Origin of the sequence: Amycolatopsis rhabdoformis (assembly GCF_035918295.1) — a bacterium.
Lineage (GTDB): Bacteria > Actinomycetota > Actinomycetes > Mycobacteriales > Pseudonocardiaceae > Amycolatopsis > Amycolatopsis rhabdoformis.
Genome location: NZ_CP142149.1, coordinates 104,504 through 126,208, shown reverse-complemented (window position 1 = coordinate 126,208; position 21,705 = coordinate 104,504). Strand labels below are relative to the sequence as shown.

Sequence of the window (21,705 nt, the reverse complement as noted above, 5' to 3'; positions counted from 1 at the left end):
CCGGAGCCCGGCTCAGGCTCGAGCCGGTGCCCGCCGCACGCCTTCGGCCAGCTCCTCCGACAGCTTCCGCACGCCGTCCACGCCACCCGAAGCCGCGGCCGTGACCAGGGCCGAACCCACGATCACCGCGTCGGCGAACGCGGCCAGCTCGGCCGCCTGGTCACCGGAGCGGACGCCGAGACCGACGCCGATCGGCAGGTTCGTGTGGGCGCGCGTGCGGCGGACCAGGTCCTCCGCGTGGACCCCGACGGCGTCGCGGGCGCCCGTGACGCCCATGACTGCCGTGGCGTACACGAAACCGGACGACGCGGCCGTGGTCAGCGCCAGGCGCTCCTCCGACGACGAAGGCGCCACCAGGAAGATGCGGTCGAGGCCGTGGGCCTCGGACGCGGCGGTCCACTCGGCGGCCTCGTCCGGGATCAGGTCCGGCGTGATCATGCCGAGGCCACCGGCCGAGGCGAGGTCACGCGCGAAGCGGTCCACGCCGTAGCTGTGCACGGGGTTCCAGTAGGTCATGACCACGGCCTTGCCGCCGCGGGCCGAGATCGACTCGACGACCTCGAACAGCCGCTTGAGCTTGAACCCGCTCGCCAGCGCCGATTCGGCGGCGGCCTGGATGGTGGGGCCGTCCATCACCGGGTCGGAGTAGGGCACGCCGACCTCGAGCAGGTCGGCGCCGCCGTCGAGCGTCGCGGCCAGGAGGTCCTTGGAGCCGTCGATCGACGGGAAGCCGGCGGGCAGGTAGCCGACCAGCGCGGCCCGGCCTTCCGCCCGCGTCGCCGCGAACAGGTCGTCGAGGCCGCTCACTTGTCCTCCCCGTCCACGAGCCCGAACCACTCGGCCGCGGTGTCCATGTCCTTGTCGCCGCGACCCGAGAGGTTCACCACGATCAGGCCGTCGGGCCCGAGCTCACGCCCGAGCACCAGCGCGCCGGCCAGCGCGTGGGCCGACTCGATGGCCGGGATGATGCCTTCGGTGCGCGAGAGCAGCCGGAACGCGTCCATGGCCTCGGCGTCGGTCACCGGCCGGTACTCGGCGCGGCCGGAGTCCTTGAGCCACGCGTGCTCCGGGCCGACACCCGGGTAGTCGAGGCCGGCGGAGATCGAGTGCGACTCGATCGTCTGGCCGTCCTCGTCCTGCAGCAGGTACGTCATCGCGCCGTGCAGGTTGCCCGGGGTGCCCTTGGTGAGCGTGGCGCCGTGGCGGTTGCCCTCGATGCCCTCGCCACCCGGCTCCAGGCCGACCAGCCGCACGGACGGGTCGTCGTAGAAGCCCGAGAAGATGCCGATGGCGTTGGAGCCGCCGCCGACGCACGCGGCGACGGCGTCGGGCAGCCGGCCGGCCTGCTCGAGGATCTGGGCGCGGGCTTCCTCGCCGATGACCTTGTGGAAGTTGCGCACCATCATCGGGAACGGGTACGGGCCAGCGGCGGTGCCGAAGATGTAGTGCGTGGACTCGGCGTTGGTCACCCAGTCGCGCAAGGCCTCGTTGATCGCGTCCTTGAGCGTGCGCGAACCGGTCTTCACCGACACGACCTCGGCGCCGAGCAGCTTCATGCGCGCGACGTTGAGCGCCTGGCGCTTGGTGTCGACCTCGCCCATGTAGACGATGCACTCGAGGTCGAGCAGCGCGCACGCGGTGGCCGTGGCCACGCCGTGCTGGCCCGCGCCGGTCTCGGCGATCACGCGTTTCTTGCCCATGCGCTTGGTGAGCAGCGCCTGGCCGAGCACGTTGTTGATCTTGTGCGAGCCGGTGTGGTTGAGGTCCTCGCGCTTGAGGAACACCCGCGCGCCCCCGGCGTGCTCGCCGAAGCGCTTGGCCTCGGTGAGCAGCGACGGGCGGCCCGCGTACTCGTTGAGCAGGCGGCGCAGCTCACCGGTGAACTCCGGGTCGCGGCGCGCCTTGTCGTATTCGGCCGCGACCTCGTCGACGACGCCGATCAGCGCTTCGGGCATGAACCGGCCGCCGTACGGGCCGTAGTAGCCGCGCTCGTCCGGGTCGTACTTGCCGTGTTCCTCGGTCACCGCGACGGCCTCGGGCAGGCGGGGTGCGAACCGGCGGTGACGAGCTTCACCAGCGCGCCCTTCGGGTCACCGGAGGCCACGAGGCCTTCGCCGACCAGCACGGCGTCGGCACCCTGGCCGGCGTAGGACATCAGGTCGCCCGGGCCGCGGACGCCGGACTCGGCGACCTTGAACACCTCGAACGGCAGCCCCGGGGCGAGGCGGGAGAACACGTCGCGGTCGACTTCCAGCGTGTGCAGGTTGCGGGCGTTGACGCCGATCACCTGGGCACCGGCTTCGAGCGCGCGGTCGGCTTCTTCGGCGTTGTGGATCTCCACGAGCGCGGTCATGCCGAGCGACTCGACGCGGTCGAGCAGCGCGGCCAGCGCGTTCTGCTCCAGTGCGGCGACGATGAGCAGCACCATGTCCGCGCCGTGCAGCCGGGCCTCGTGCACCTGGTACGGGCTGACGATGAAGTCCTTGCGCAGCACCGGAATGTCCACGGCCGCGCGCACCGCGTCGAGGTCGGCGAGCGAGCCGCCGAAGCGGCGCTGCTCGGTGAGCACGCTGATCAGCCGCGCCCCGCCGTCCTCGTAGTCCTTGGCCAGGGAAGCGGGGTCGGCGATCGGGGCGAGGTCGCCCTTGGAGGGGCTGCGCCGCTTCACCTCGGCGATCACGCCGATGCCCGACTCGCGCAGGGCCGCCATCACGTCTCGGGGCGCCGGGGCCTTGGCCGCACGGGCCTTCAGCTCGTCGAAGGGCAGCGCGGATTCGCGGACCGCGAGGTCCTCCCGCACACCGGCGACGATGTCTTCGAGCACGCTCACCGCGCGCACCCGTCCGTCGGCGAAATCATCGATCCCATCGCAAGTTCGCTCACAAAAACCTTCCCCTTCCCGCCGAAACGATGCTAACCCCCGCTCGAAGACCGGCCCGTTCCGGGTGCACGCCTTGCTCCGAATGCGCTTCGGTTCCCGGCGCTCACCTGCCCGCGGTGGGGTCCTCACCCTCGGAAAGCGCCTCCCACAGCTCGATGTCCGGATCACGCTTGGCGCGCTTCGCACCCGGCGCCGCGTACCGGCTGCCGAGCCGGCGGGCGGCACCCGCGCCCTTGACGGCCACCAACCCCGCGACGACCAGAAGAATTCCGCCCAGCACGGCCAGGCCGCGGCCCAGCAGCATCTCCGTGACGGGCAGTCCCGGGGCCCAGCCACCGAACTTCACGCCGTTCACGCCGGTCCAGACACCCGCGACCCCGGCCAGGGCCAGTACGACGCCCAGCACCCGCCGCGCCCAGCCGCCGGTCGCGATCACGCCCGCGACCCCGGCCAGCGCCAGCAACGCGAGCGGCACGAGCGCGGTGGCGCGCTGTTCGCCGTCCTCGGTGTAGAGCTGCCGGCCGAGCACACCGCCGTCGCGGAACTCGGCGAACCACGCCAGCTTCGAGGCGCCCCACAACGCGAGCGCGCCCAGCAGCAGGCCGACGACGATCATCCACAGTGGACGCCGCGACGGCTGGGCCGGGGTTTTCCCGGTGGCGGTGGCGGTTTCCTCCGCGCCGGATCGCGCCGAGTCGGCGGGCTGCGACGCTTGGTCCGCGCCGGACCCGGCCCGTGACCGGTCCGCCGACTCGGTTCCGCCGGCCTGGACCGGACCTGGCGAGACCGCCTTCGCCTGGTCGGCGCGCGTGGCCGGCTCTCCCTGCTCAGACACCGGCGGAATCCTCGGCCGGGTCCAGCTCTCCCGCCGGGACCATGGTCTGGGCCGCCGCGACGGCCGAGAGCACCGTGCGCGCCTTGTTGAGCGACTCGGTGTCCTCGTAGTCGGCCACGGAATCGGCGACCACACCGCCGCCGGCCTGCACGTAGGCGACGCCGTCGCGCATCAGGGCCGTGCGGATGGCGATGGCCGTGTCGGCGTCGCCCGCGAAGTCGAGGTAGCCGACCACACCGCCGTACAGCGCGCGGCGCACGGGCTCCAGCTCTTCGATCAGCTGCATCGCGCGCACCTTCGGCGCGCCCGAGAGCGTGCCGGCCGGGAAGCAGGCCGTGACCGCGTCGAACGCCGTCTTGCCCTCCGCCAGCTCACCGGTGACGGTGGACACGATGTGCATCACGTGGCTGTAGCGCTCGATCTGGAAGAAGTCGACCACGTGCACGCTGCCGGGGCGGCAGACCTTGCCGAGATCGTTGCGGCCGAGGTCCACGAGCATCAGGTGCTCGGCGCGTTCCTTCTCGTCGGCCAGCAGGTCCTTGGCCAGCTGCGCGTCTTCCTCCGGGTCGGCGCCGCGCCAGCGCGTGCCCGCGATGGGGTGCGTGGTGGCCCGGCCGTCGCGCACGGTGACCAGCGACTCGGGGCTGGACCCGACGATGTCGAAACCTTCGAGGCGAAGCAGGTACATGTACGGGCTCGGGTTCGAGGTGCGCAGCACGCGGTACACGTCGAGCGCGTCGGCACCGGTCTCGATCTCGAAGCGTTGCGAGGGCACGACCTGGAACGCTTCGCCCGCCTTGATCGCTTCCACGGCCTTGTCCACGGCCGCGTGGAAGTTCTCCTTCGTACGGCGGCGCTTGAACTCCGGCACCGGCCGGTCGAACGTGGCGACGGTGGGCGGCGCGGGCACGCGCAGCTGCTCGGTCATCGCCGAGAGCCGCTCCAGCGCGCTGTCGTAGGCCGCGTCCACGCGCTCGGGCGAGTCGTCCCAGTTCACCGCGTTGGCGATGAGCGTGACGGTGCCCTCGTGGTGGTCGAAGGCCGCGAGGTCGGTGGCCAGGAGCATGGTCAGCTCCGGGATGTCGAGGTCGCGCTCGGCCAGCTCGGGCAGCTTCTCGAGCCAGCGCACGGCGTCGTAGCCGATGTAGCCGACCATGCCGCCGGTGAGCGGCGGCAGGCCCGGCAGCGGTTCGGTGTGCAGGGCCTCGACGGTGGCGCGCAGCACCTGCAGCGGGTCGCCCTCGGTCGGCAGGCCGACCGGCGGCGTGCCGGTCCACACGGCCTTGCCGTCGCGCACGGTCAGCGCGGCCGGGCTGTCCACCCCCACGAACGACCAGCGCGACCACGACTTGCCGTTCTCCGCCGACTCGAACAGGAACGTGCCGGGACGATCGGCACCGAGCTTGCGGTAGATGCCGAGCGGGGTCTCGCCGTCGGCGAGGACCTTGCGGACCACGGGGATCACGCGGCGGCCTTCGGCGAGCGCGCGGAACTCGGCGCGGGAGGGGCTGACCGGGCCGGGCCCGGCGGATTTGCCGGCTGCTGAGCTGACCATGCGTCCCATTGTGCCGCGCGGGCCTCGGCGGACCTGGGGCGGGCTTTGGGGTGGGCCGGGTGTGACCGTTGAATTCAGCAGCTGTTGAATTCACGGTGACAAAGGGTCATAGTGGACCTGTGAGCACCGAAGACACTACCTCCCGCAGGCGTGGCCGCCGGCCTGCCGGGCAGGACACGCGCACGGCGCTGGTGGAGGCCGCGCGCGCGGTGTTCGCCGAACACGGTTACGAACGCGCCACCGTGCGCGCGATCGCGGGGCGCGCCGGCGTCGACGCGGCCATGGTCAACCACTGGTTCGGCGGCAAGGAGGGCCTGTTCGCCCAGGCCGTGCTGGAGCTGCCCTTCTCGCCGCTCGAACTGCTTTCGACTCTGCGCGACGGCCCGGACGACCAGTTCGGCGAACGCATCGTGCGCACCTTCGTCACGCGCTGGGACGGCGTGGGCGGCGAGACGTTCCAGGCGCTCGTGCGCAGCGTCGCGAGCCACGAGCTGGCCGCGACCGTGCTGCGGGAGTTCTTCTCGAAGTTCTTCGCCGAGATCATCGCCGACATGGGCTCGGGCAACGCGGCGCTGCGCACGTCGCTGTGCGCTTCGCAGCTCGTGGGCATCGGCGTGATCCGCTACATCGCGCGCTTCGAGCCGATGGTGGCCGCCGACGTCGACACGCTCGTGAAGGCGATCGCGCCGACGGTGCAGCGGTACCTCACGGGAGATCTCGGGCTCTGAGGTTCAGGTCCACCGCGTGCTCACGGCCTTGAGCGAGAGCTCGGGCTTCCCCGGCACGAGCAGCACCATGCGATCGCCGGCGCCGGCGAGGAAACCCACGTGCCGGCCGCGGCCGAGGCGCGCGTACGCGCGAGAAAGGCCGCGCGCCGGCCGCAACCGCAGCTGGGTGCCGTCGGTGAACGTCGCGCGCACGACGCCGGGCTCGTCGAAATCGAGCTGCGCCGCCCGCCACCCGCTGCGGCGCACCACGCGCCGGCGGACCCAGCACTCCGCGGCGAAGCCGGCCGCGGTGGCCCAGCCGAGCATCCCGGCGAACGTCACGGCGAAGGCGAGCGACTCCGGCAGCGGATCCCGCAGATTCGTGGCGGGGTCCCAGGCGTGGGCGGGGTCGGCCGGGCTGAAGGTGACCTCCACCCGGTCACCGACGGCGTGGAACTCGCCGCGGCGATCCCCCAGCGTCACCAGGTGTGGTCCGTCGGGGCCCGGGTAGCTCACCTCGAAGTAGGGCGAGTCCCCCACGCGCCCGACGACGTCGCCGTAAACCGTGAGGTCGGCTTGGTGCGCGTCGGCCAGTTGCGCCTCCTGGGCGCTGATCCAGTTCACCCCGCCGATCGCCGCGCCGACGCAGACGACGACCACCGCGAGGTACATCGCCACCCGTCCGGCCATGCGCTCCAGCACGCGGTGCCCGTCCGCGGGCCGCGCGTCGCGCTGCGGCGGCAGGTACGGTTCGCCGTCGCCGGGTCTCTGCCGGACCGCGGGGAACTTGGCCGCGCCACGCCGTTTCTTGCCGACCGGACGCGGGGTCATCGGCCGGTCCTTCGGCGGGCGCGGCGTGGCGCGCGCAGCGGCACGACGTACGCGCCCTTCGCCGGGTGCCACAACGCGAGCGCGCGACGGCGCCCCTCGCCGGCCACCCAAGCGCCGAACGCGCCGGCGCGCAGGAACGAATACCGGCCCCGCACCGCCGCGACGGTGCGCGCGATCAGGAAGGCGCCGTCGGGGAAATCGAGCCGCAGCACCTGGTGGCCGCCCGAGGAGTCGAACACGACCGCAGTCACGGGCCGCCAGCCCGACCGCTTCGCCGCGCGGCGCCGGCGCGCCCAGCCCACCGCGTACGCGATCGACCACGGCAGCAGGAGCAGCGCGATCAGCATCGGGACCACGGCGAACCCGACCCCGACTTCGCTGAGGTTCTCCTCGTCGGCGGTCCGCACGTGGTCCGGATCGGCCGGGTCGTAGAACACCCGCACGCGCTCGCCCACCGTGTAGTCGCGGTCGGAGTCGAGGCCGATCACGGCCTGGTCGAGCACATCGCCGACCGGGTAGTCGACGGTGATGGTCTGCTCGCCGCGCGCGGGCGTGCGCACGTCGACCACCTCGCCGGCCACCGGCGTGCCGTGGTCGAGCAGCCAGGCGGAGCTGTTCTCCTGCAGCGTGATCGCGGTGACGGCCGCGACGATGACGAGCAACCACACCGCCGAACCGCCTGCGGCGCGCCAGAAGCGGCGACGGAAGAGGTGGTCCCAGGACGCGGGGTCGGTGGGATCCTGGCGGTCCGCGGGGCCGGGGCCGTCCGGTCTCAGCGGGTCGTCTCGGGTGGTCATTTCGTGGTCCCCCTTGAGTTTTCGCCGATGTGGTCGAAGGCGTGCACCGGGATGGCGCAGCGGTCGGTGCCGCGCGGCACCACGAGCACGAGGTGCTTGCCCCGGCCGCCGACCCAGCCGCGCCGGGGCGCCTGCGCGAGGAAGCGGTAACGGCGGCGCAGCACGGTGACGATCCTGACCACGAGCCGCTCGCCGTCCGCGTGGCGCACGATGAACGCGCGGCTGCCGAACGGCGTGATCTTCACCCGCCGCCACCCGGAGCGTGCGGCGAGGCGGCGGCGGCGGGCCAGGCGCACCGGGAACACGACGGCCCAGGCGAGCGGGACCAGCTCGACCAAGGCCACGATGACCGATCCCCCGAACCAGAGGTCGTCGCCGTTGGCGTTGTCGGCGGTGCGCACGTGCAGTGGATCGTCCGGGTCGTAGTACACCGTCAGCGTTTCCCCGACGTGGTGCGAAGTGCTGTCCACGTCGAAGATCGCGGCGCGTCGTTCGCCGTAGGCCACGACGAAGTAGCTGCGGGCGCCACGTACTTCGGAGTTGTCCACCACCATGTCGACCCGCGCTGTCGTCCGCACCCCCTCGACGAGCAGCCGCTCCGACGAGCGGAACAGCAGGACCACACCGGCGATCGTCGCCACTAGCAGCAACGTCCACGCCACCGCGGCGAGTACCGCCCGGCGGATGCGAGAGCGGACCGCGCGGTCCAAGGTCACCGGGTCCGGCCTGGTCGGCCGCCCGGTGCGGGCTAGGAGAGGTTCGTCGTCTTGGCTGTCGGGCCGATCGCCCGCGGTCCCCAGATCCATCAGGAGAGGGTACGACCGGGAAATCACGCTTCACCAGCGAAAAAGCTGCGATCCAGAACACCGGAGGAGAAGGCAACCGAACGGACGAGCCAGGCGTGTCGACGGCCCCTTACCGCTTGGCGCGCACCTTCAGCGCGACCGCGCGGGGCCGGCCGCGGCGGGAACCGGTGGGCAGGACCAGCACCAGCCGGCGGCCCGAGCCGGCGACGTGTGCGCCGGCGCGGCGTTTCTTGCCACGCGGCACGAAGGACAGGACCGTCGGCTTGGCGACGATCTGGCGACCGTCGAGGGTGAAGCGCACGGTCTGGCCGTGGTCGGTGTCTTCGGAGGTGCGCAGGCGCACGGGCCGCCAGGTGGACGCCCCGGCGGCGCGGCGGCGGCGGGCCCAGGTCACCGCGGCCACGATCGTCACCGGGACGAAGACGATGAGCAGGAGCAAGGGGATCACGAAGGCCAACATCCAGCCGTCACTGAGGTTCTGCTCGTCCGGGGTCCTCGCGTGTGTCGGGTCGGCGGGGTCGAAGAGCACGGTGACGGAGTCGCCCACCCGGTAGTCGCGGCCGGAGTCGCCGTCGATGTCGACCTGTTCGGGGGCGCCGTGCGCCTGGTAGGCGATGGAGATGGTGGGCACGTCGTGCCCTTGCGATGAGGTGCGGACCCGCGTGACCTGGCCCGTGGTCTCGTCGCCGTGGTCGAGCAGCCAGGTGGAGCGGTTGTCCTGCCACCACAGGCCCGTCAGCAGCAGCGCCGGCAGCACCAACCCGAACACCACGACCAGGCACACCGACCGCCAGTACTGCCGGCGCAGCACGCGGTCCCACGTCGCCGAGTCGGTCGTCCCCAGATCCATGCGCGAAGCCTCCGTTCCGGCTCAGGGCTTTTCCGCGCCACGCAGGCGGTAGACCGACGGCCGGGCGCCTTCCTTCGCGGGCGGCACCACGAGGGTGACCCGCTTCCCGTCGCCGGCCAGCCGGCCCGCCGTGGGTGGCCGGGGCGCGCTCGCGAACCGGCCGGCGCGCAGGTACCGCGTGCGCTTCGCCTTGATGCCGCTGCCGGCGTCGAGGAAGGTCAGGATGGGCTCGCGACGGCGCGGTGCCTCGGCGGCTTCGGCCCAGTGCCAGCCCGTTTCGAGCGCGGCCCGGCGTCGGCGGAGCCAGGCCAGGCTCACCAGCGCGGACCAGACCGCCACGACCAGGCACACGAACACCGCGAGCGCGATCAAGCCCTCGCGGCCGAACACGGGTGTGCTGCCGTCGACCGTCGCGTGCGCCGGATCGGCCGGGTCGTAGCGCACGCTCACGACCTGGCCCACGGAGTACTTGCCGGCGTCGTCGGCGCCGAAGGAAGACTCTTCGGGGGCGCCGTTCGCGGAGTACGCCACCTCGAACGAGTTCGGCCCGCGCCGGCTCACGTGCACGGCGGTGACCGTGCCGGTCGCCAGCGCGCCGTGGGCCGCCAGGTCGTCGAGCCCGGTGAAGATCCGCACCGCGCCGAAGCCCGAGGCCACGAGCGCGACCAGGAACACGGCCGCGATCACCGTGACCCGGCGGAGGCGGACGCGCACCACCTGATCGCACTCGGCGGTGTCGGCCTCGGTGGTCTCGTGCTTCACCGGGCCAGCGTAGAGCCGGGGTTCCGGGGCTGCGACGGCAATTCTTGCCGGACCTCGGGCCGTTTCCCGGAGTTCACGTCGGGCGGACGAGGATCGGGTAGGGGCGCGCTCCACGGACCGAAGACCAGGGCCACGAGAGCCGGGCAGATCAGGCCCCACTTCAGGGCGTCGCTGTGGTTGCGTTCTTCGGCAGTGCGCACGCGCTGGGGATCGATCGGGTCGTAATACACCCAGACGAGATCCCCGACCTGGTACGCCACCCCGGAGTCCCGGTTGACCACGGCCCGCCGCGGCGTGACGCCGACCTGGTAGTCCACGGTCATGGTCGGCGTGCCGCGGCGCGGGTCCGTCACCTCGGCCACCCGGCCGACCGCGCGCATCCCGCTGACGAGCAAGGTGTCCGCCGACGCGTCCGCGGTGATCATGCCCAGCACCGCCGAGGCGAGCACGAGCAACCACAGGACGGTGGCGGTGACGGATCGCCACGAGCGCTTGCGCAGCACGCGGTTCCAGGCCTGCTCGTCGGCGCCGAGGCGGGCTCTCGCGCGGTTCATCGGCTGACCGTCCTCGACCAGCGAAAATCCTGCGACGCACGGCACCCCCCGCCGGAGGCAACCGAACGGCCGCCTCGGGCGTGGTCAAGAAGGGCTCAGCGCGCCAGCAGCACGAACACCAGCGCGAGCACGCCCGGCAGCACCTGCACCAGCAGGATCCGCTTCGACGCCGTCGCGGCGCCGTACAGGCCGGCGACGATCACGCAGGCGAGGCCGTAGAGCTTGAACTGGAACCCGGTCGGGTCGGTCGCGATGAGGCCCCAGATGAGGGCCGCGGCGAGGAAACCGTTGTACAGCCCCTGGTTCGCCGCGAGCGCCTTGCTCTCCTCGGCGAAGGACTCGGTGGTGCCGAACGCCGCGCGGGCGCGCGGGGTGGTCCAGAGGAACATTTCGAGCACCACGATGTAGACGTGGATGAGGGCGACCAGCCCCACCAGCACGTTCGCGACAACCGTCACGGGGTGTTCTCACTCTCGTCGGCGAGGAGCAGGCGCTCTTCGGAGTCGAAACAGGTGTGGGTGCCCGTGTGGCAGGCCGGGCCGGTCTGGTCCACGCGCAGGAGCACTGTGTCACCGTCGCAGTCGATCCGCACCTCGCGGACGTGCTGCACGTGCCCGGAGGTCTCGCCCTTCACCCACAACTCCTGGCGGCTGCGCGACCAGTAGGTGGCCCGCCGGGTGGTGAGCGTGGACTCGAGGGCCTCGTCGTTCATCCAGGCCATCATCAGCACGTCGGAGGTGGAGTGCTCCACCACGACGGCCGCGATCAGGCCGTCGGCGTTGCGCTTGAGGCGCTCGGCCAGGTCCGCGTCGAGACTCATCGGACGGTGACCCCGCCTTCGCGCAGCGCGCCCTTCACGTCGCCGATCTTCAGCTGTCCGAAGTGGAACACGCTGGCCGCCAGCACCGCGTCGGCGCCGGCGGACACGGCCGGCAGGAAGTGGTCGACGGCGCCCGCGCCGCCGCTCGCGATCACCGGCACGCGCACCGCGCGGCGCACCATCTCGATCAGCGACAGGTCGAAGCCGGACTTGGTGCCGTCGGCGTCCATCGAGTTGAGCAGGATCTCACCCACGCCCAGCTCCTCGCCGCGCGCGGCCCACTCGACCGCGTCGATGCCGGTGCCGCGGCGTCCGCCGTGGGTGGTCACCTCGAAGCCCGACGCCGTGGGCTCGCCGCCCTCGGGCACGCGCCGCGCGTCGACCGACAGCACGATGCACTGCGCCCCGAACCGGCGCGAAGCCTCGCGCAGCAGCTCCGGGCGCGCGATGGCGGCCGTGTTGATGCTCACCTTGTCCGCGCCCGTGCGCAGCAGGCGGTTCACGTCGTCGGTGGAGCGCACACCACCGCCCACGGTGAGCGGGATGAAGACCTGCTCGGCGGTGCGGCGGACCACGTCGAAGGTGGTCTCGCGGTCACCGGAGGAAGCCGTGACGTCGAGGAAGGTCAGCTCGTCGGCGCCTTCGGCGTCGTAGCGATGGGCCAGCTCCACGGGGTCGCCCGCGTCCCGGAGATCGGCGAAGTTGACGCCCTTCACCACGCGGCCCGCGTCGACGTCCAGACACGGGATCACCCTCACCGCCACAGCCATGCCACCAGCCTAGTCGGCCACCCGCGACGCTCCGCCCGCCCGGTCACGGCGTGGGCGGCCGGGAAAAAGTCGGGCCCGCGATGCATCAGAACGGGGTGCTCGCGCGTCTCAAGGAGGTGATCACCAGCTTCGACGAGTTCGTGGCAGAACGCCTCGACGGGCTCCTGCGCTACGCGACCGTCCTCACCGACGATCCGCACCTGGCGCAGGACATCGTGCAGGACGTGCTGCTGCGGGCCCAGGAGCGCTGGTCGAAGATCGAATCGCCGCCCACGTACGTGCGCCGGATGGTGACCAACGAGTACCTGTCGTGGCGGCGCCGCGCGGTCCGGCGCGTGGTCCCCTCCAGCCACGAGGTGCTCGACGCGATCGGCCCGCCCGAAGCCGACCACGCCGTGGCCTACGACGAGCGCGACGAGATGCTGGCCCGCCTCGCGACCCTGCCGCGCAAGCAGCGGGCGGCGCTGGTGCTGCGCTACTACGAGAACTACACCGACGAGGAGATCGGCGCCGTGCTGCGGTGCGCCACCTCCACCGTGCGCAGCCAGATCTCGCGCGCGCTGGCCACGCTGCGGGCCGGAGCCGCACCAGGCCGAAGCCCGTTGGCCGCCTTGCCCACCGCCCTGAGCACCGGAGCCGGAGAATGAGCCAGCCCGACCTCGACACCGAGACGCTGCTGCGCGACAGCTTCGAGCGGCTCGCCGACCGCGCGCCCGACGGCCACGAGGTGCGCAACGCCCTCGCCCGCGCCCGCCAGTCACGCCGGCGCCGGCCACGGCTGGCGCTGGCCGCGGTGGCCGCCGCCGTGGTGGTGGCCACGATCGGGGTGTCGCTGGTGGCCACGTGGCCCACGCGCGTGGCGCCCGCCGCGAGCGAACCGGTGCTGGGCTACACGCCGACCTGGCTGCCCGACGGGTTCACCGAGCAGTACCGCTCGGCCGGCCCGGGCCTGGCGCCGCAGGTGCGGCGCTGGTTCGCCGGGCCCAGCCGCATCGAGCTGTCGGCCTTCTCCACGAAGGACCCCGAGTGGTCGGCCACGGCGCTGCGCATCTCCGCGCCGCAAGACCAGATCCTGGTGCACGGACGGGTCGCGATGCTCACCGGTTCCGCCACCTCCGCCGTGCTCACCTGGTCGCCCGACGACACCCACGTGCTGCGGGCCCAGGTCGACGCCGTGCCGTCGGCGCGGACCGTCGCACGGCAGATCGCGAACGACGTGACCGCCGCCGAGCCCACCCGGATCCGCGGCGAGGCGCGGTTCGGCTCGCTGCCGTCCGGCCTGCGCGAAACCGCCACGGCCGTGAGCGGCACCACGCCCGCCGACGCCACCACGACGCTGGAAGCCGGCCCGGTGCGGGCCACGCTCGGCGCGGCCTCGCCCGGCCTCGGCGGTTCGGTGCCGGCCACCGTCCGCGGGATCCCCGGCGCCGCCGCGGCCGACCTGGTCACGGTGCGGCTGGCGTCGGGGCGTTGGCTCACCGTGCAGGGCCCGGTGCCGCGCGCGCAGCTGCTCGCCGTGGCCAACGCCGTGGTGCTCGACCCGGCGCCCGACTACGGCTGGCTCGGGTCCTGATCGCGGCTACTGTGGACACATGCCCACGCAGCTGCAGCGTCTCGCCGGTGAGAAGTACGTCGTCCTCACCACGTTCCGCCGCGACGGGCGCGCCGTGCCCACCACCATCTGGTTCGGCCTCGACGGCGACGAGCTGCTGATGATCTCCGAGCGCAAGGCCGGCAAGGTCAAACGGCTGCGCAACAGCGGCCGCGTCGAGGTGCAGGCCAGCGATGTGCGCGGGCGCACCCACGGCGCCGTGGTCGCCGGAACCGCGCGGCTGCTCGAGGACACCGAGACCGACCGCGTGCGCAAGGCGATCGGGCGCCACTACCCCGTGGTGGGGCGCGTGTCGATGTTCTTCAGCAAGCTCCGCGGCGGGCCGCAGCGCACGATCGGGATCGCCGTGAAGCTCGACGAACGCTGACGGCCGTCGCTCATCCTTCGCCGAACAGGTCGTCGGCCAGCTTCGCCGAATCGTGCTCCGGTCCCACGCCCTCGATCAGCACCACATCACCCACGAGGTGGTCGGTGCGCAGCGGCAGGATCTCGCGGTAGGACGGCGAGTCGTACCAGCGTCTCGCCGCGTCCAGATCCGGGAACCCGACCACCACGATCGGCCCGGGCCACACTCCTTCGAGGACCTGCGCCTGCGCTCCGTGCACCAGGAACCGGCCGCCGAAGGGGTCCAAAGTGGACTGAATGCGGCGCAGGTACTCCCCGACCTCGGGGTGGATGACGCCGGGCTGGCGAAGGTGGGCGATGGCGTACGCGGTCATGTCCGGCTCCTCGGCTGGATCGGTCCCCTGTCGAGAACCGATCCTGCCGAGCGGACGTAACTTCGTCGATTACCCGCGACGTAATGCCTAGCGGACCGCAGCCAGGGCCTCCGGCAGCGTGAACGCCCCGGCGTAGAGCGCCTTGCCCACGATGGCGCCCTCGATGCCGTCGCAGGCCAGGCCCGCGAGCGCCCGCAGATCGTCCACACTGGACACCCCGCCCGACGCGATCACCGGCGCGTCGGTGCGCGCCGCGACTTCGCGCAGCAGCTCGATGTTCGGGCCCTTCAGCGTGCCGTCCTTGCTCACGTCGGTGACCACGTAGCGGGCCGCGCCGTCGCGGTCGAGGCGGTCGAGCACCTCCCACAGGTCACCGCCGTCGGAGACCCAGCCACGCCCCTTGACGCGGTGGCCGGCCTCGGTGATCCGCACGTCGAGCCCGATGGCCACGCGGTCGCCGTAGGTGGTCACGACCTTCGCCGTCCACGACGGGTCCTCCAGCGCCGCGGTGCCGAGGTTCACGCGCCGCGCGCCGGTGGCCAGCGCCGCTTCCAGCGAGGCGTCGTCGCGGATGCCGCCGGAGAGCTCCACCTGCACGTCGAGCCGGCCGATCACCTCGGCCAGCAGCTCACGGTTCGAGCCCTTGCCGAAGGCCGCGTCGAGGTCGACCAGGTGGATCCACTCGGCGCCGTCGCGCTGCCAGGCGAGCGCGGCGTCGAGCGGGCTGCCGTAGGAGGTCTCGGTACCGGCCTCGCCCTGGACGAGCCGGACGGCCTGGCCCTCGGCCACGTCAACTGCGGGAAACAGCGTGAAAGTCACGGCGCCAGCCTAAAGGCGCCGGTCAGCGTCGCCGCTACAGGGTGTCCAGCCAGTTGCGCAGCAGCTTCGCGCCCGCGTCGCCCGACTTCTCGGGGTGGAACTGCGTGGCCCACAGCGGCCCGTTCTCCACCGCGGCCACGAAGTCCTCGCCGTGGTTGGCCCAGGTCACCTTGGGCTGCTGCCCGGCCAGGCCGGAGTCGAGCTCCCACTCACGGGCCGCGTAGGAGTGCACGAAGTAGAAGCGCTCCTCCGGGTTGATCCCGGCGAACAATTGCGAGTCCTCGGGCGCGCGCACGGTGTTCCAGCCCATGTGGGGCAGCACGTCGGCGTGCAGGCGCTCGACGGTGCCGGGCCACTCCCCCGTGCCGTCGGTCTCCTCGCCGTGCTCGACGCCGCGGCTGAAGAGGATCTGCATGCCCACGCAGATGCCGAGCACCGGGCGGCCGCCGGCGAGGCGCTTGCCGATGATGCGGTGCCCGTGCACGTCGAGCAGCCCCGCCATGCAGGCGGAGAAGGCTCCCACCCCGGGCACGACCAGCCCGTCGGCCTCGAGCGCGGCTTGCGGATCGGCGGTGACCTCCACTTCGGCACCGGCGCGCGCGACGGCGCGTTCGGCGGAGCGGAGGTTGCCGGAACCGTAGTCGAGGATCACCACACGAGACACGCGTTCAGCCTAGTCCCGGGGTGGGAGCTTCCGTCAGCCGCGGCGGAAGGAGTAGACGTCCGTCACGGTGTTGCACGGCGCCGGCGGCACGACCTCCACGCGCAGGGTGGCGCTGGGCGCGTCGTAGTCGACGCCTTCCGGGGTGAAGGCGCCGGCGCAGGTGCTCGACAGCGGCAGCTGGCCGAGCTCCTTCACGTGCGCCTTCACGTCGTGGCCGGTGAGCGCGTGGGGCAGGTCGACCTGCAGGAGCTGGTAGCTCGTGGCGTAGAGGTCGTTGTTGGAGTCCGACGTGGCGCACAGCAGGCGCGTGGCCGACACGAAGTCGCAGCCCTGGGCCGCGCGCACGGTGTGGTCGAGGTGGATGCGCGCGGCGAGCGGCAGGTCGCCGGCCACGCGCGGGGCGTGGCGGTTGAGGAACGGCGTGGGCGACACGAACAGCTCCGTCGCGTCGCCGAGCGCGCCCGACACGAGCCACTGGCCGTCGGGGCTCACCGCGACCTGGGCGTTGGCGTTGGGCGCGGGCTCGTCGGTGGCCAGCGGGTGCACGAACTCCGTGGTCTCGCCCGAGGGCTTGGTGACGAGGTACATCTTCTTCGTCGGCGGGTTCGTGACGGTGTCCTGGTAGACGTCGAAGGTGTAGCCGCGCAGGGAGTCGGGGTCACCGACGTGGCCCCAGCCCTCGTCCTTGAGCGGCTGCGGGATGGTGGCGCCGTTGCGGTACACCGTCTGCGGGGCCTGGCCCGGCAGACGCAGGGTGGTGATGCCTTCGCCACTCACGGAATTGGCGACCGAGACCTTGCCGGTCCGGTGCCAGCCACCCAGCGATGCGGCGGGACTCGCGGAGGCGAGGGAAGCGCAGCCCAGGAGGGCCGCGGAGGTGAGGACGAGGGCTTTCGCCGCCGACGCCGAAAGACGCATGGTTCGCTCCTTCGCGAACGTGACCTTGGCGGCGGCTCGCGAATCTTTGCACGCGACCCCGTTTCACCGGAGGCCCGGCGGGGTATTCACTCGTTCGGCTGAGGCGCCGCCGGCGCCCCCGGACCCCGGAAGAGGCAGACATGTCCGAGTCGGACCTCCTCTGCCAGATGTTCGAAGCGTGGCGCGAAGACATCGACAGCGTGCCGTTTCCGCAGTTCACCCCCCTCCTGATCCCGCCGCAGCCCTCGCGTGACGAGGTCGATTCATGTCGTTCTCGTGACGCTCGCAACGAGAACGTGATGAATCCCACGAGGTGGTACGGGCGTCATCTGTGATTTCCTGCTGGCACCGCGTCGACGCGAGCCAGTAGGAGCTGCCCATGAGCACGAACCCGGACCCCCACGACTTCCTCGATCTGGACGCGGGTCTCGCCGAAGAGGAACGGGCCATCCGGGACTCGGTCCGCGACCTGGCGCGCGACCAGCTCCACGACCACGTGGCCGAGTGGTACGAGTCGGGCTCGCTGCCCGCGCGTGACCTCGCCAAGAGCTTCGGGCAGCTCGGCCTGCTGGGCATGCACCTCGAGGGCTACGGCTGCGCCGGCACGAGCGCGGTGGCCTACGGCGTGGCGTGCCGCGAACTGGAAGCCGTGGACTCGGGTCTGCGCAGCTTCGTGTCGGTGCAGGGCTCGCTCGCGATGTTCGCGATCCACCGCTGGGGCAGCGAGGAACACCGTGAGGAATGGCTGCCGAAGATGGCCGCCGGCGAGGCGCTGGGCTGCTTCGGCCTCACCGAACCCGACGCCGGCAGTGACCCCGGCAGCATGCGCACCCGCGCGGTGCGCGACGGCTCCGACTGGGTGCTCGACGGCACGAAGATGTGGATCACCAACGGAACCGTCGCCGACGTGGCCGTGGTGTGGGCGCAGACCGACGAGGGCGTGCGCGGGTTCGTGGTGCCGACTTCGACGCCGGGCTTCACCGCCAACGAGGTGAAGCACAAGCTTTCGCTGCGCGCTTCGCTCACGGCCGAACTCGTGCTCGACGGCGTGCGGCTGCCGGAATCCGCGGCGTTCCCGGAGGTGCGCGGCCTGCGCGGCCCGCTCTCGTGCCTCAACGAGGCGCGCTACGGCATCCTCTACGGCGTCGTCGGCGCCGCCCGCGCGTGCTACGAAACCGCGCTGGACTACACGCTCACGCGCGAGCAGTTCGGCAAGCCGCTGGCGAGCTTCCAGCTCACGCAGCGCAAGCTGGCCGACCTGCTGGTGGAGGTGAACCGCTCGGGTCTGGTCGCGCTGCAGATCGGCCGGCTCAAGGACGCCGGTTCGCTGCACCACAACCACGTGAGCTTCGGCAAGCTGGCCAACGTGCGCTCGGCGCTCGACGTCGCGCGCACCGCGCGCTCGATGCTCGGCGCCAACGGGATTTCGCTGGAGTACCCGGTGATGCGGCACATGGCGAACCTGGAGACGGTGCTGACCTACGAGGGCACCGAGGAGATGCACGCGCTGTCGCTGGGGCAGTCGGTCACGGGGATCGCGGCGTTCCGCTGAGTTCTCGGAAGTGACGAAGCCCGCCGGCACCCCCAGTGCCGGCGGGCTTCGCTCGTTTCAGGGGCGCAGGAAGTCTTTGAGGGACAAGGCGATCGAGCCCGTGTCGAGGCCGTGGGCGAGGTCGTGGTCGGCGCGGGTGCCGTAGGTGCGCACCTCCGAGTCGCGCAGCGTGCCGAGGGACAGCAGCCGGTGTGGGAGGTGCCGGAGCGCGTCGCTCACGTGGTACGCGGAAGTGCCGGTGAGGTAGGGCTCCACGAGCACCACGTCGGCGGCGTCGGTCGCGTCGGTGATCGCGGCGCGCAGGCCGGCGGCGTCGAAGGGGCGGATGGTCGACGCGTAGAGCACGGTCACGTCGAGGCCTTCGGTTGCGGCGAGCACGCGGTCGAGCATCGGACCGACCGCGAGCACGACCCCGTTGCCGCCGGTGCGGATCCGCTGCCAGCCGACACCGAGGTGCGGCTCGGCGTTCTGGTCGGCCGAGAGCCGCACGTACACGCGGCTGTCGCCGGGCACGGAGTCGAGCAGGAGGCGGCGGGCCTCGTCGGGATGGCCGGGCACGTGGACGTACCAGCAGGGCAGCGAGTCGATCAGCGCGACGTCGCCGGGCGACTGGTGCGTGCGGCCTTCGGCGGGCATGTCGTAGGAGGCGCCGTAGGACACGAGCACCGCGCCGACGTCCTGGTGCACGAGGTCGAGCTTGATCTGCTCGAACGCGCGCTCCACGAGGAACGCCGAGAACGTGTGGACGATCGGGCGCAGGCCGGCGAGCGCGAGGCCCGCGCCGGTGCTCACGAGGAGCTGCTCGCGGATGCCGACGTTGATCACCCGGTCGGGATGGCGCCGGGCCGCGCCGGCGAGCTGGGCGGCGGAGATGTCGGCGAGGACGACGGCGACGTCCGGGTCGTTGTCCACGATCTCCTCGGTGGTGGCGAGGAAGGTTTCGCGCATGTTCATGCTGGTCAGCCCTTCGGTTCGACGACGGCGACCACGGCGAGCGGCCGATCCGGGTGTGCGGTGGTGAAGGCTTCGTAGAGCGCTTCGTGGTCGCGGCCGGAGACCGTGCGCGTGGCCCAGCCCTCGACCTCGAAGCGGCGCGCGATGCCGCCGGGCCAGCCGTGCGTGGACGACTGGTTGTCCACGACCACGGTGGTGAGGTTCCCGAGGCCGAGGCGCGCGGCGACCACGATGGCTTCGGAGTTGGAGCCCTCGTCGAGCTCCGCGTCGCCGACGAGGGTGACCACCTTGCTCGTGTGGCCCCGCGCGCGGAGCCCGAGCGCGGTGCCGAGGGCGAGCGGCAGGCCGTGGCCCAGGGAACCGCTGGAGATCTCGACGCCGGGCGCGCGTTTGCGGTCGGGGTGGTGGCCCAGGCGCGAGCGGGCACCGGCCCAGCCGGCGAGCTCGTCCTCGTCGAGGAAGCCCTTCGCGGCGAGGATCGCGTAGTAGGCCATGGGGCCGTGGCCCTTCGACAGCAGGAACCGGTCGCGGCCGGGGTCGTGGAAGTTCTCCGGCGTGATGTCGAGGACGCGGTCGTAGAGCACCCAGAGCACGTCCACTGTGGACTCCGCGGCGGCCTGGTGTTTGTCGTCGCCGGTCATCAGGGCGATCAGGCGGGGCAGATCGGTTGCGGTAGCGGTCATCTCTCCACGGTGCAACCTCGACCAAGCTCAAGGTCAAGCGCTAACCTGGACCAATGACGAGGTTGGCGGAGCACTTGAGCATCGGGCAGGTCGCCGAACGCAGCGGCGTGCCGCACACCGCGCTGCGGTTCTACGAGGACAAGGGCCTCATCTCCTCCGAGCGCTCGGCGGGCAACCAGCGCCGCTACCCGCGCTCCGTGCTGCGGCGCATCGCCTTCATCCGCGCGGCGCAACGCGTGGGGCTCTCCCTGGAGGACATCAGCGGCGCGCTGGCCACCCTGCCCGCCGAGCACGCCCCCACGAAAGCCGACTGGGCCCGCCTCTCCCGCGAGTGGCAACACGAACTCGACGCCCGCATCGACGCCCTCCAGCGCCTGCGCGACCGCCTCACCGGGTGCGTCGGCTGTGGGTGTTTGTCACTGCGCAGCTGCAGCCTGTACAACGCCGACGACGAACTGGCCCGCTTCGGCCCCGGCGCGAGCAAACTGCGCCCGATTTCCGAGGGCGGGATCTGAATTCCGGTTGCCTCCGGAGTTCCGCGTGTGGGTCACTTGTCCGCGTTATGGATGAGAAACAGAAGGTCCGCGTCTCGAAGCGGCTGTCCCGCCACCTGCGCCACGAACCGGAGTCGATCGGGCTCGTGCTGGACGCGGCCGGCTGGGTGGGCGTGACGGAGTTGCTGACCGCGTTGAGCGCTCACGGCTTGAGGGTTTCGCGTGCGGAGCTGGCCGAGGTGGTGGCGAGCAGCGACAAGCAGCGGTTCGCGTTCGACGCTTCGGGGGAACGGATCCGGGCGAACCAGGGGCACAGCGTCGAGGTTTCGCTCGGCTTGACGCCTCTTGCGCCGCCTCCGGCGCTTTACCACGGGACGGCGACCCGCTTCCTCGCCGCGATCTACCGCGAGGGGCTGCGGCCGATGCGGCGGCATGCGGTGCATTTGTCGGCCGCGGTGTCGACGGCGCTGGCCGTCGGGGCCCGGCATGGGCGGCCGGTGGTGTTGCGGGTGGCCGCTGGGGACATGGCGGCGGCGGGCTTTTCTTTCGAACGCAGTGACAACGGGGTGTGGCTGACGGCCGCGGTGCCGGCGGAGTATTTGACGGAGAACTAAGCCGCCCGCTGGGTCCCGCGGGCCGAGTCCGGTGCGGTTTCTTTCGCGCCGTTGATGTTGCCGGTATCCCGAGTGCCCGCTGCCTCATGCCGGTTCCGGCGCAGCGCCGAGCGGATGCGACCGCAGTGCCGAGGGCCCGACGAACGGGCTTGACCGCGAGCGGTCGCTCGCGCACCGACAACCCACTGCGGGGCGGCAGCGGCTTCCACGACACAGCTACACGGCCAACGCCCGCCCGACCGCCGGCAAACCGACAACCCGCACTGCTGCCCGCCGCGATCTGCCCTGCCGACCGCCCTAAAGCCGACTTCACCAGTGGCGGATTCGACGACACAGGCGCATGGCCACCGCCGGCCCAAGCGCTCGCGCGCCGGCGACCCGTGCTGCCGATTGCCGCTTTCGAGCGGCGGCCGCCCGCAAGCCGGCTCTCGAAGCGGCGGTTTCGACCGCACAGCCACCTGGCCACTTTGCTCATCGTCGTCGTGGAGACGACCCGACGGGCGCGCGC

Annotated in this window: 28 protein-coding genes; 8 read left to right on the top strand and 20 right to left on the bottom strand. The window is 72.0% G+C overall.

Features of this window, described 5'->3' with window-relative positions:
• Nucleotides 1-12 precede the first annotated feature (12 nt).
• The 5 genes from trpA to VSH64_RS00630 form a co-directional block, all read right to left on the bottom strand.
• Nucleotides 13-807 (bottom strand): tryptophan synthase subunit alpha, encoded by a 795-nt coding sequence (gene trpA, locus VSH64_RS00650; protein WP_326569598.1) that lies wholly within the window; start codon nucleotides 805-807, stop codon nucleotides 13-15.
• Complete coding sequence (gene trpB, locus VSH64_RS00645) at nucleotides 804-2,024, bottom strand: tryptophan synthase subunit beta (protein WP_326569597.1); 1,221 nt, start codon at nucleotides 2,022-2,024, stop codon at nucleotides 804-806. The genes trpA and trpB overlap by 4 nt, the downstream gene beginning before the upstream one ends.
• Nucleotides 2,021-2,830 carry an indole-3-glycerol phosphate synthase TrpC gene (trpC, locus tag VSH64_RS00640; protein ID WP_326569596.1) on the bottom strand — a complete coding sequence of 270 codons (810 nt, stop codon included), beginning with the start codon at nucleotides 2,828-2,830 and terminating at the stop codon, nucleotides 2,021-2,023. The genes trpB and trpC overlap by 4 nt, the downstream gene beginning before the upstream one ends.
• A gap of 154 nt (nucleotides 2,831-2,984) precedes the next feature.
• Entirely contained in the window at nucleotides 2,985-3,497 is a 513-nt protein-coding gene (locus VSH64_RS00635) for a Trp biosynthesis-associated membrane protein (RefSeq protein ID WP_326837863.1), read from the bottom strand.
• 211 nt (nucleotides 3,498-3,708) lie between these two features.
• The gene (locus VSH64_RS00630) at nucleotides 3,709-5,271 is read right to left on the bottom strand and encodes an anthranilate synthase component I (protein ID WP_326569595.1); all 1,563 of its coding nucleotides are present in this window, start codon (nucleotides 5,269-5,271) and stop codon (nucleotides 3,709-3,711) included.
• A gap of 119 nt (nucleotides 5,272-5,390) precedes the next feature.
• Between VSH64_RS00630 and VSH64_RS00625 the strand changes: the two genes are divergently transcribed.
• Nucleotides 5,391-5,999 (top strand): TetR/AcrR family transcriptional regulator, encoded by a 609-nt coding sequence (locus VSH64_RS00625; RefSeq protein WP_326569594.1) that lies wholly within the window; start codon nucleotides 5,391-5,393, stop codon nucleotides 5,997-5,999.
• 3 nt (nucleotides 6,000-6,002) lie between these two features.
• Here VSH64_RS00625 and VSH64_RS00620 read toward each other — a convergent pair whose 3' ends face one another.
• The 9 genes from VSH64_RS00620 to hisF form a co-directional block, all read right to left on the bottom strand.
• Entirely contained in the window at nucleotides 6,003-6,809 is an 807-nt protein-coding gene (locus VSH64_RS00620; RefSeq protein WP_326569593.1) for a hypothetical protein, read from the bottom strand.
• On the bottom strand, nucleotides 6,806-7,606 hold the full coding sequence (locus VSH64_RS00615) for a DUF3592 domain-containing protein (protein ID WP_326569592.1): 801 nt from the start codon (nucleotides 7,604-7,606) through the stop codon (nucleotides 6,806-6,808). The genes VSH64_RS00620 and VSH64_RS00615 overlap by 4 nt, the downstream gene beginning before the upstream one ends.
• Nucleotides 7,603-8,412 (bottom strand): DUF3592 domain-containing protein, encoded by an 810-nt coding sequence (locus tag VSH64_RS00610; protein WP_326569591.1) that lies wholly within the window; start codon nucleotides 8,410-8,412, stop codon nucleotides 7,603-7,605. Before VSH64_RS00610 ends, VSH64_RS00615 begins: the two co-directional genes overlap by 4 nt.
• Before the next feature lie 109 nt (nucleotides 8,413-8,521).
• Nucleotides 8,522-9,262, bottom strand: a complete 741-nt coding sequence (locus tag VSH64_RS00605; protein ID WP_326569590.1) for a DUF3592 domain-containing protein — start codon at nucleotides 9,260-9,262, stop codon at nucleotides 8,522-8,524.
• Nucleotides 9,263-9,283: 21 nt separating this feature from the next.
• Nucleotides 9,284-10,024 (bottom strand): DUF3592 domain-containing protein, encoded by a 741-nt coding sequence (locus VSH64_RS00600; protein WP_326569589.1) that lies wholly within the window; start codon nucleotides 10,022-10,024, stop codon nucleotides 9,284-9,286.
• Nucleotides 10,021-10,578 carry a DUF3592 domain-containing protein gene (locus VSH64_RS00595; protein WP_326569588.1) on the bottom strand — a complete coding sequence of 186 codons (558 nt, stop codon included), beginning with the start codon at nucleotides 10,576-10,578 and terminating at the stop codon, nucleotides 10,021-10,023. The genes VSH64_RS00600 and VSH64_RS00595 overlap by 4 nt, the downstream gene beginning before the upstream one ends.
• Nucleotides 10,579-10,673: 95 nt before the next feature.
• Nucleotides 10,674-11,036 (bottom strand): DUF1304 domain-containing protein, encoded by a 363-nt coding sequence (locus VSH64_RS00590; protein WP_326569587.1) that lies wholly within the window; start codon nucleotides 11,034-11,036, stop codon nucleotides 10,674-10,676.
• Complete coding sequence (gene hisI / locus VSH64_RS00585; RefSeq protein ID WP_326569586.1) at nucleotides 11,033-11,398, bottom strand: phosphoribosyl-AMP cyclohydrolase; 366 nt, start codon at nucleotides 11,396-11,398, stop codon at nucleotides 11,033-11,035. Before hisI ends, VSH64_RS00590 begins: the two co-directional genes overlap by 4 nt.
• On the bottom strand, nucleotides 11,395-12,168 hold the full coding sequence (gene hisF / locus VSH64_RS00580) for an imidazole glycerol phosphate synthase subunit HisF (RefSeq protein ID WP_326569585.1): 774 nt from the start codon (nucleotides 12,166-12,168) through the stop codon (nucleotides 11,395-11,397). Before hisF ends, hisI begins: the two co-directional genes overlap by 4 nt.
• Before the next feature lie 80 nt (nucleotides 12,169-12,248).
• On the opposite strand from hisF, the gene VSH64_RS00575 reads away from it, so the two are divergent.
• Genes VSH64_RS00575 through VSH64_RS00565 form a run of 3 tightly spaced genes read left to right on the top strand, consistent with a single transcriptional unit; the run spans nucleotide 12,249 to nucleotide 14,147 of the window.
• Nucleotides 12,249-12,815, top strand: coding sequence for an RNA polymerase sigma factor (locus VSH64_RS00575; RefSeq protein WP_326569584.1), 567 nt, complete (start codon nucleotides 12,249-12,251; stop codon nucleotides 12,813-12,815).
• Entirely contained in the window at nucleotides 12,812-13,741 is a 930-nt protein-coding gene (locus VSH64_RS00570; protein WP_326569583.1) for a hypothetical protein, read from the top strand. Before VSH64_RS00575 ends, VSH64_RS00570 begins: the two co-directional genes overlap by 4 nt.
• Before the next feature lie 19 nt (nucleotides 13,742-13,760).
• Nucleotides 13,761-14,147 (top strand): PPOX class F420-dependent oxidoreductase, encoded by a 387-nt coding sequence (locus VSH64_RS00565; protein ID WP_326569582.1) that lies wholly within the window; start codon nucleotides 13,761-13,763, stop codon nucleotides 14,145-14,147.
• A 10-nt stretch (nucleotides 14,148-14,157) separates the two neighbouring features.
• Here the strand turns inward: VSH64_RS00565 and VSH64_RS00560 are convergent, their stop codons facing one another.
• The 4 genes from VSH64_RS00560 to VSH64_RS00545 all read right to left on the bottom strand — a co-directional run bounded on the left by VSH64_RS00560 (nucleotide 14,158) and on the right by VSH64_RS00545 (nucleotide 16,900).
• Entirely contained in the window at nucleotides 14,158-14,499 is a 342-nt protein-coding gene (locus VSH64_RS00560) for a DUF1330 domain-containing protein (RefSeq protein WP_326569581.1), read from the bottom strand.
• 87 nt (nucleotides 14,500-14,586) lie between these two features.
• On the bottom strand, nucleotides 14,587-15,318 hold the full coding sequence (gene priA / locus VSH64_RS00555) for a bifunctional 1-(5-phosphoribosyl)-5-((5-phosphoribosylamino)methylideneamino)imidazole-4-carboxamide isomerase/phosphoribosylanthranilate isomerase PriA (RefSeq protein WP_326569580.1): 732 nt from the start codon (nucleotides 15,316-15,318) through the stop codon (nucleotides 14,587-14,589).
• 34 nt (nucleotides 15,319-15,352) lie between these two features.
• On the bottom strand, nucleotides 15,353-15,973 hold the full coding sequence (hisH, locus tag VSH64_RS00550; protein WP_326837862.1) for an imidazole glycerol phosphate synthase subunit HisH: 621 nt from the start codon (nucleotides 15,971-15,973) through the stop codon (nucleotides 15,353-15,355).
• Nucleotides 15,974-16,015: 42 nt separating this feature from the next.
• A complete protein-coding gene (locus VSH64_RS00545) occupies nucleotides 16,016-16,900 on the bottom strand; it encodes a hypothetical protein (protein WP_326569579.1) in 885 nt (294 codons plus the stop codon).
• Between the two features lie 140 nt (nucleotides 16,901-17,040).
• Between VSH64_RS00545 and VSH64_RS00540 the strand changes: the two genes are divergently transcribed.
• Both VSH64_RS00540 and VSH64_RS00535 read left to right on the top strand, forming a co-directional pair.
• Nucleotides 17,041-17,235, top strand: coding sequence for a hypothetical protein (locus tag VSH64_RS00540; protein WP_326569578.1), 195 nt, complete (start codon nucleotides 17,041-17,043; stop codon nucleotides 17,233-17,235).
• A 44-nt stretch (nucleotides 17,236-17,279) separates the two neighbouring features.
• Entirely contained in the window at nucleotides 17,280-18,452 is a 1,173-nt protein-coding gene (locus VSH64_RS00535) for an acyl-CoA dehydrogenase family protein (protein ID WP_326569577.1), read from the top strand.
• 57 nt (nucleotides 18,453-18,509) lie between these two features.
• Here the strand turns inward: VSH64_RS00535 and VSH64_RS00530 are convergent, their stop codons facing one another.
• Together VSH64_RS00530 and VSH64_RS00525 are read right to left on the bottom strand one after the other, a co-directional pair.
• Nucleotides 18,510-19,406, bottom strand: coding sequence for a transketolase family protein (locus VSH64_RS00530; RefSeq protein WP_326569576.1), 897 nt, complete (start codon nucleotides 19,404-19,406; stop codon nucleotides 18,510-18,512).
• 5 nt (nucleotides 19,407-19,411) lie between these two features.
• Nucleotides 19,412-20,089 carry a thiamine pyrophosphate-dependent enzyme gene (locus VSH64_RS00525; RefSeq protein WP_326569575.1) on the bottom strand — a complete coding sequence of 226 codons (678 nt, stop codon included), beginning with the start codon at nucleotides 20,087-20,089 and terminating at the stop codon, nucleotides 19,412-19,414.
• A 53-nt stretch (nucleotides 20,090-20,142) separates the two neighbouring features.
• On the opposite strand from VSH64_RS00525, the gene soxR reads away from it, so the two are divergent.
• Together soxR and VSH64_RS00515 are read left to right on the top strand one after the other, a co-directional pair.
• Nucleotides 20,143-20,604: a redox-sensitive transcriptional activator SoxR gene (gene soxR / locus VSH64_RS00520; RefSeq protein WP_326569574.1), complete on the top strand. Its 462-nt coding sequence runs from the start codon at nucleotides 20,143-20,145 to the stop codon at nucleotides 20,602-20,604.
• Between the two features lie 47 nt (nucleotides 20,605-20,651).
• On the top strand, nucleotides 20,652-21,197 hold the full coding sequence (locus tag VSH64_RS00515) for an RNA 2'-phosphotransferase (RefSeq protein WP_326569573.1): 546 nt from the start codon (nucleotides 20,652-20,654) through the stop codon (nucleotides 21,195-21,197).
• Nucleotides 21,198-21,705: the final 508 nt, after the last annotated feature.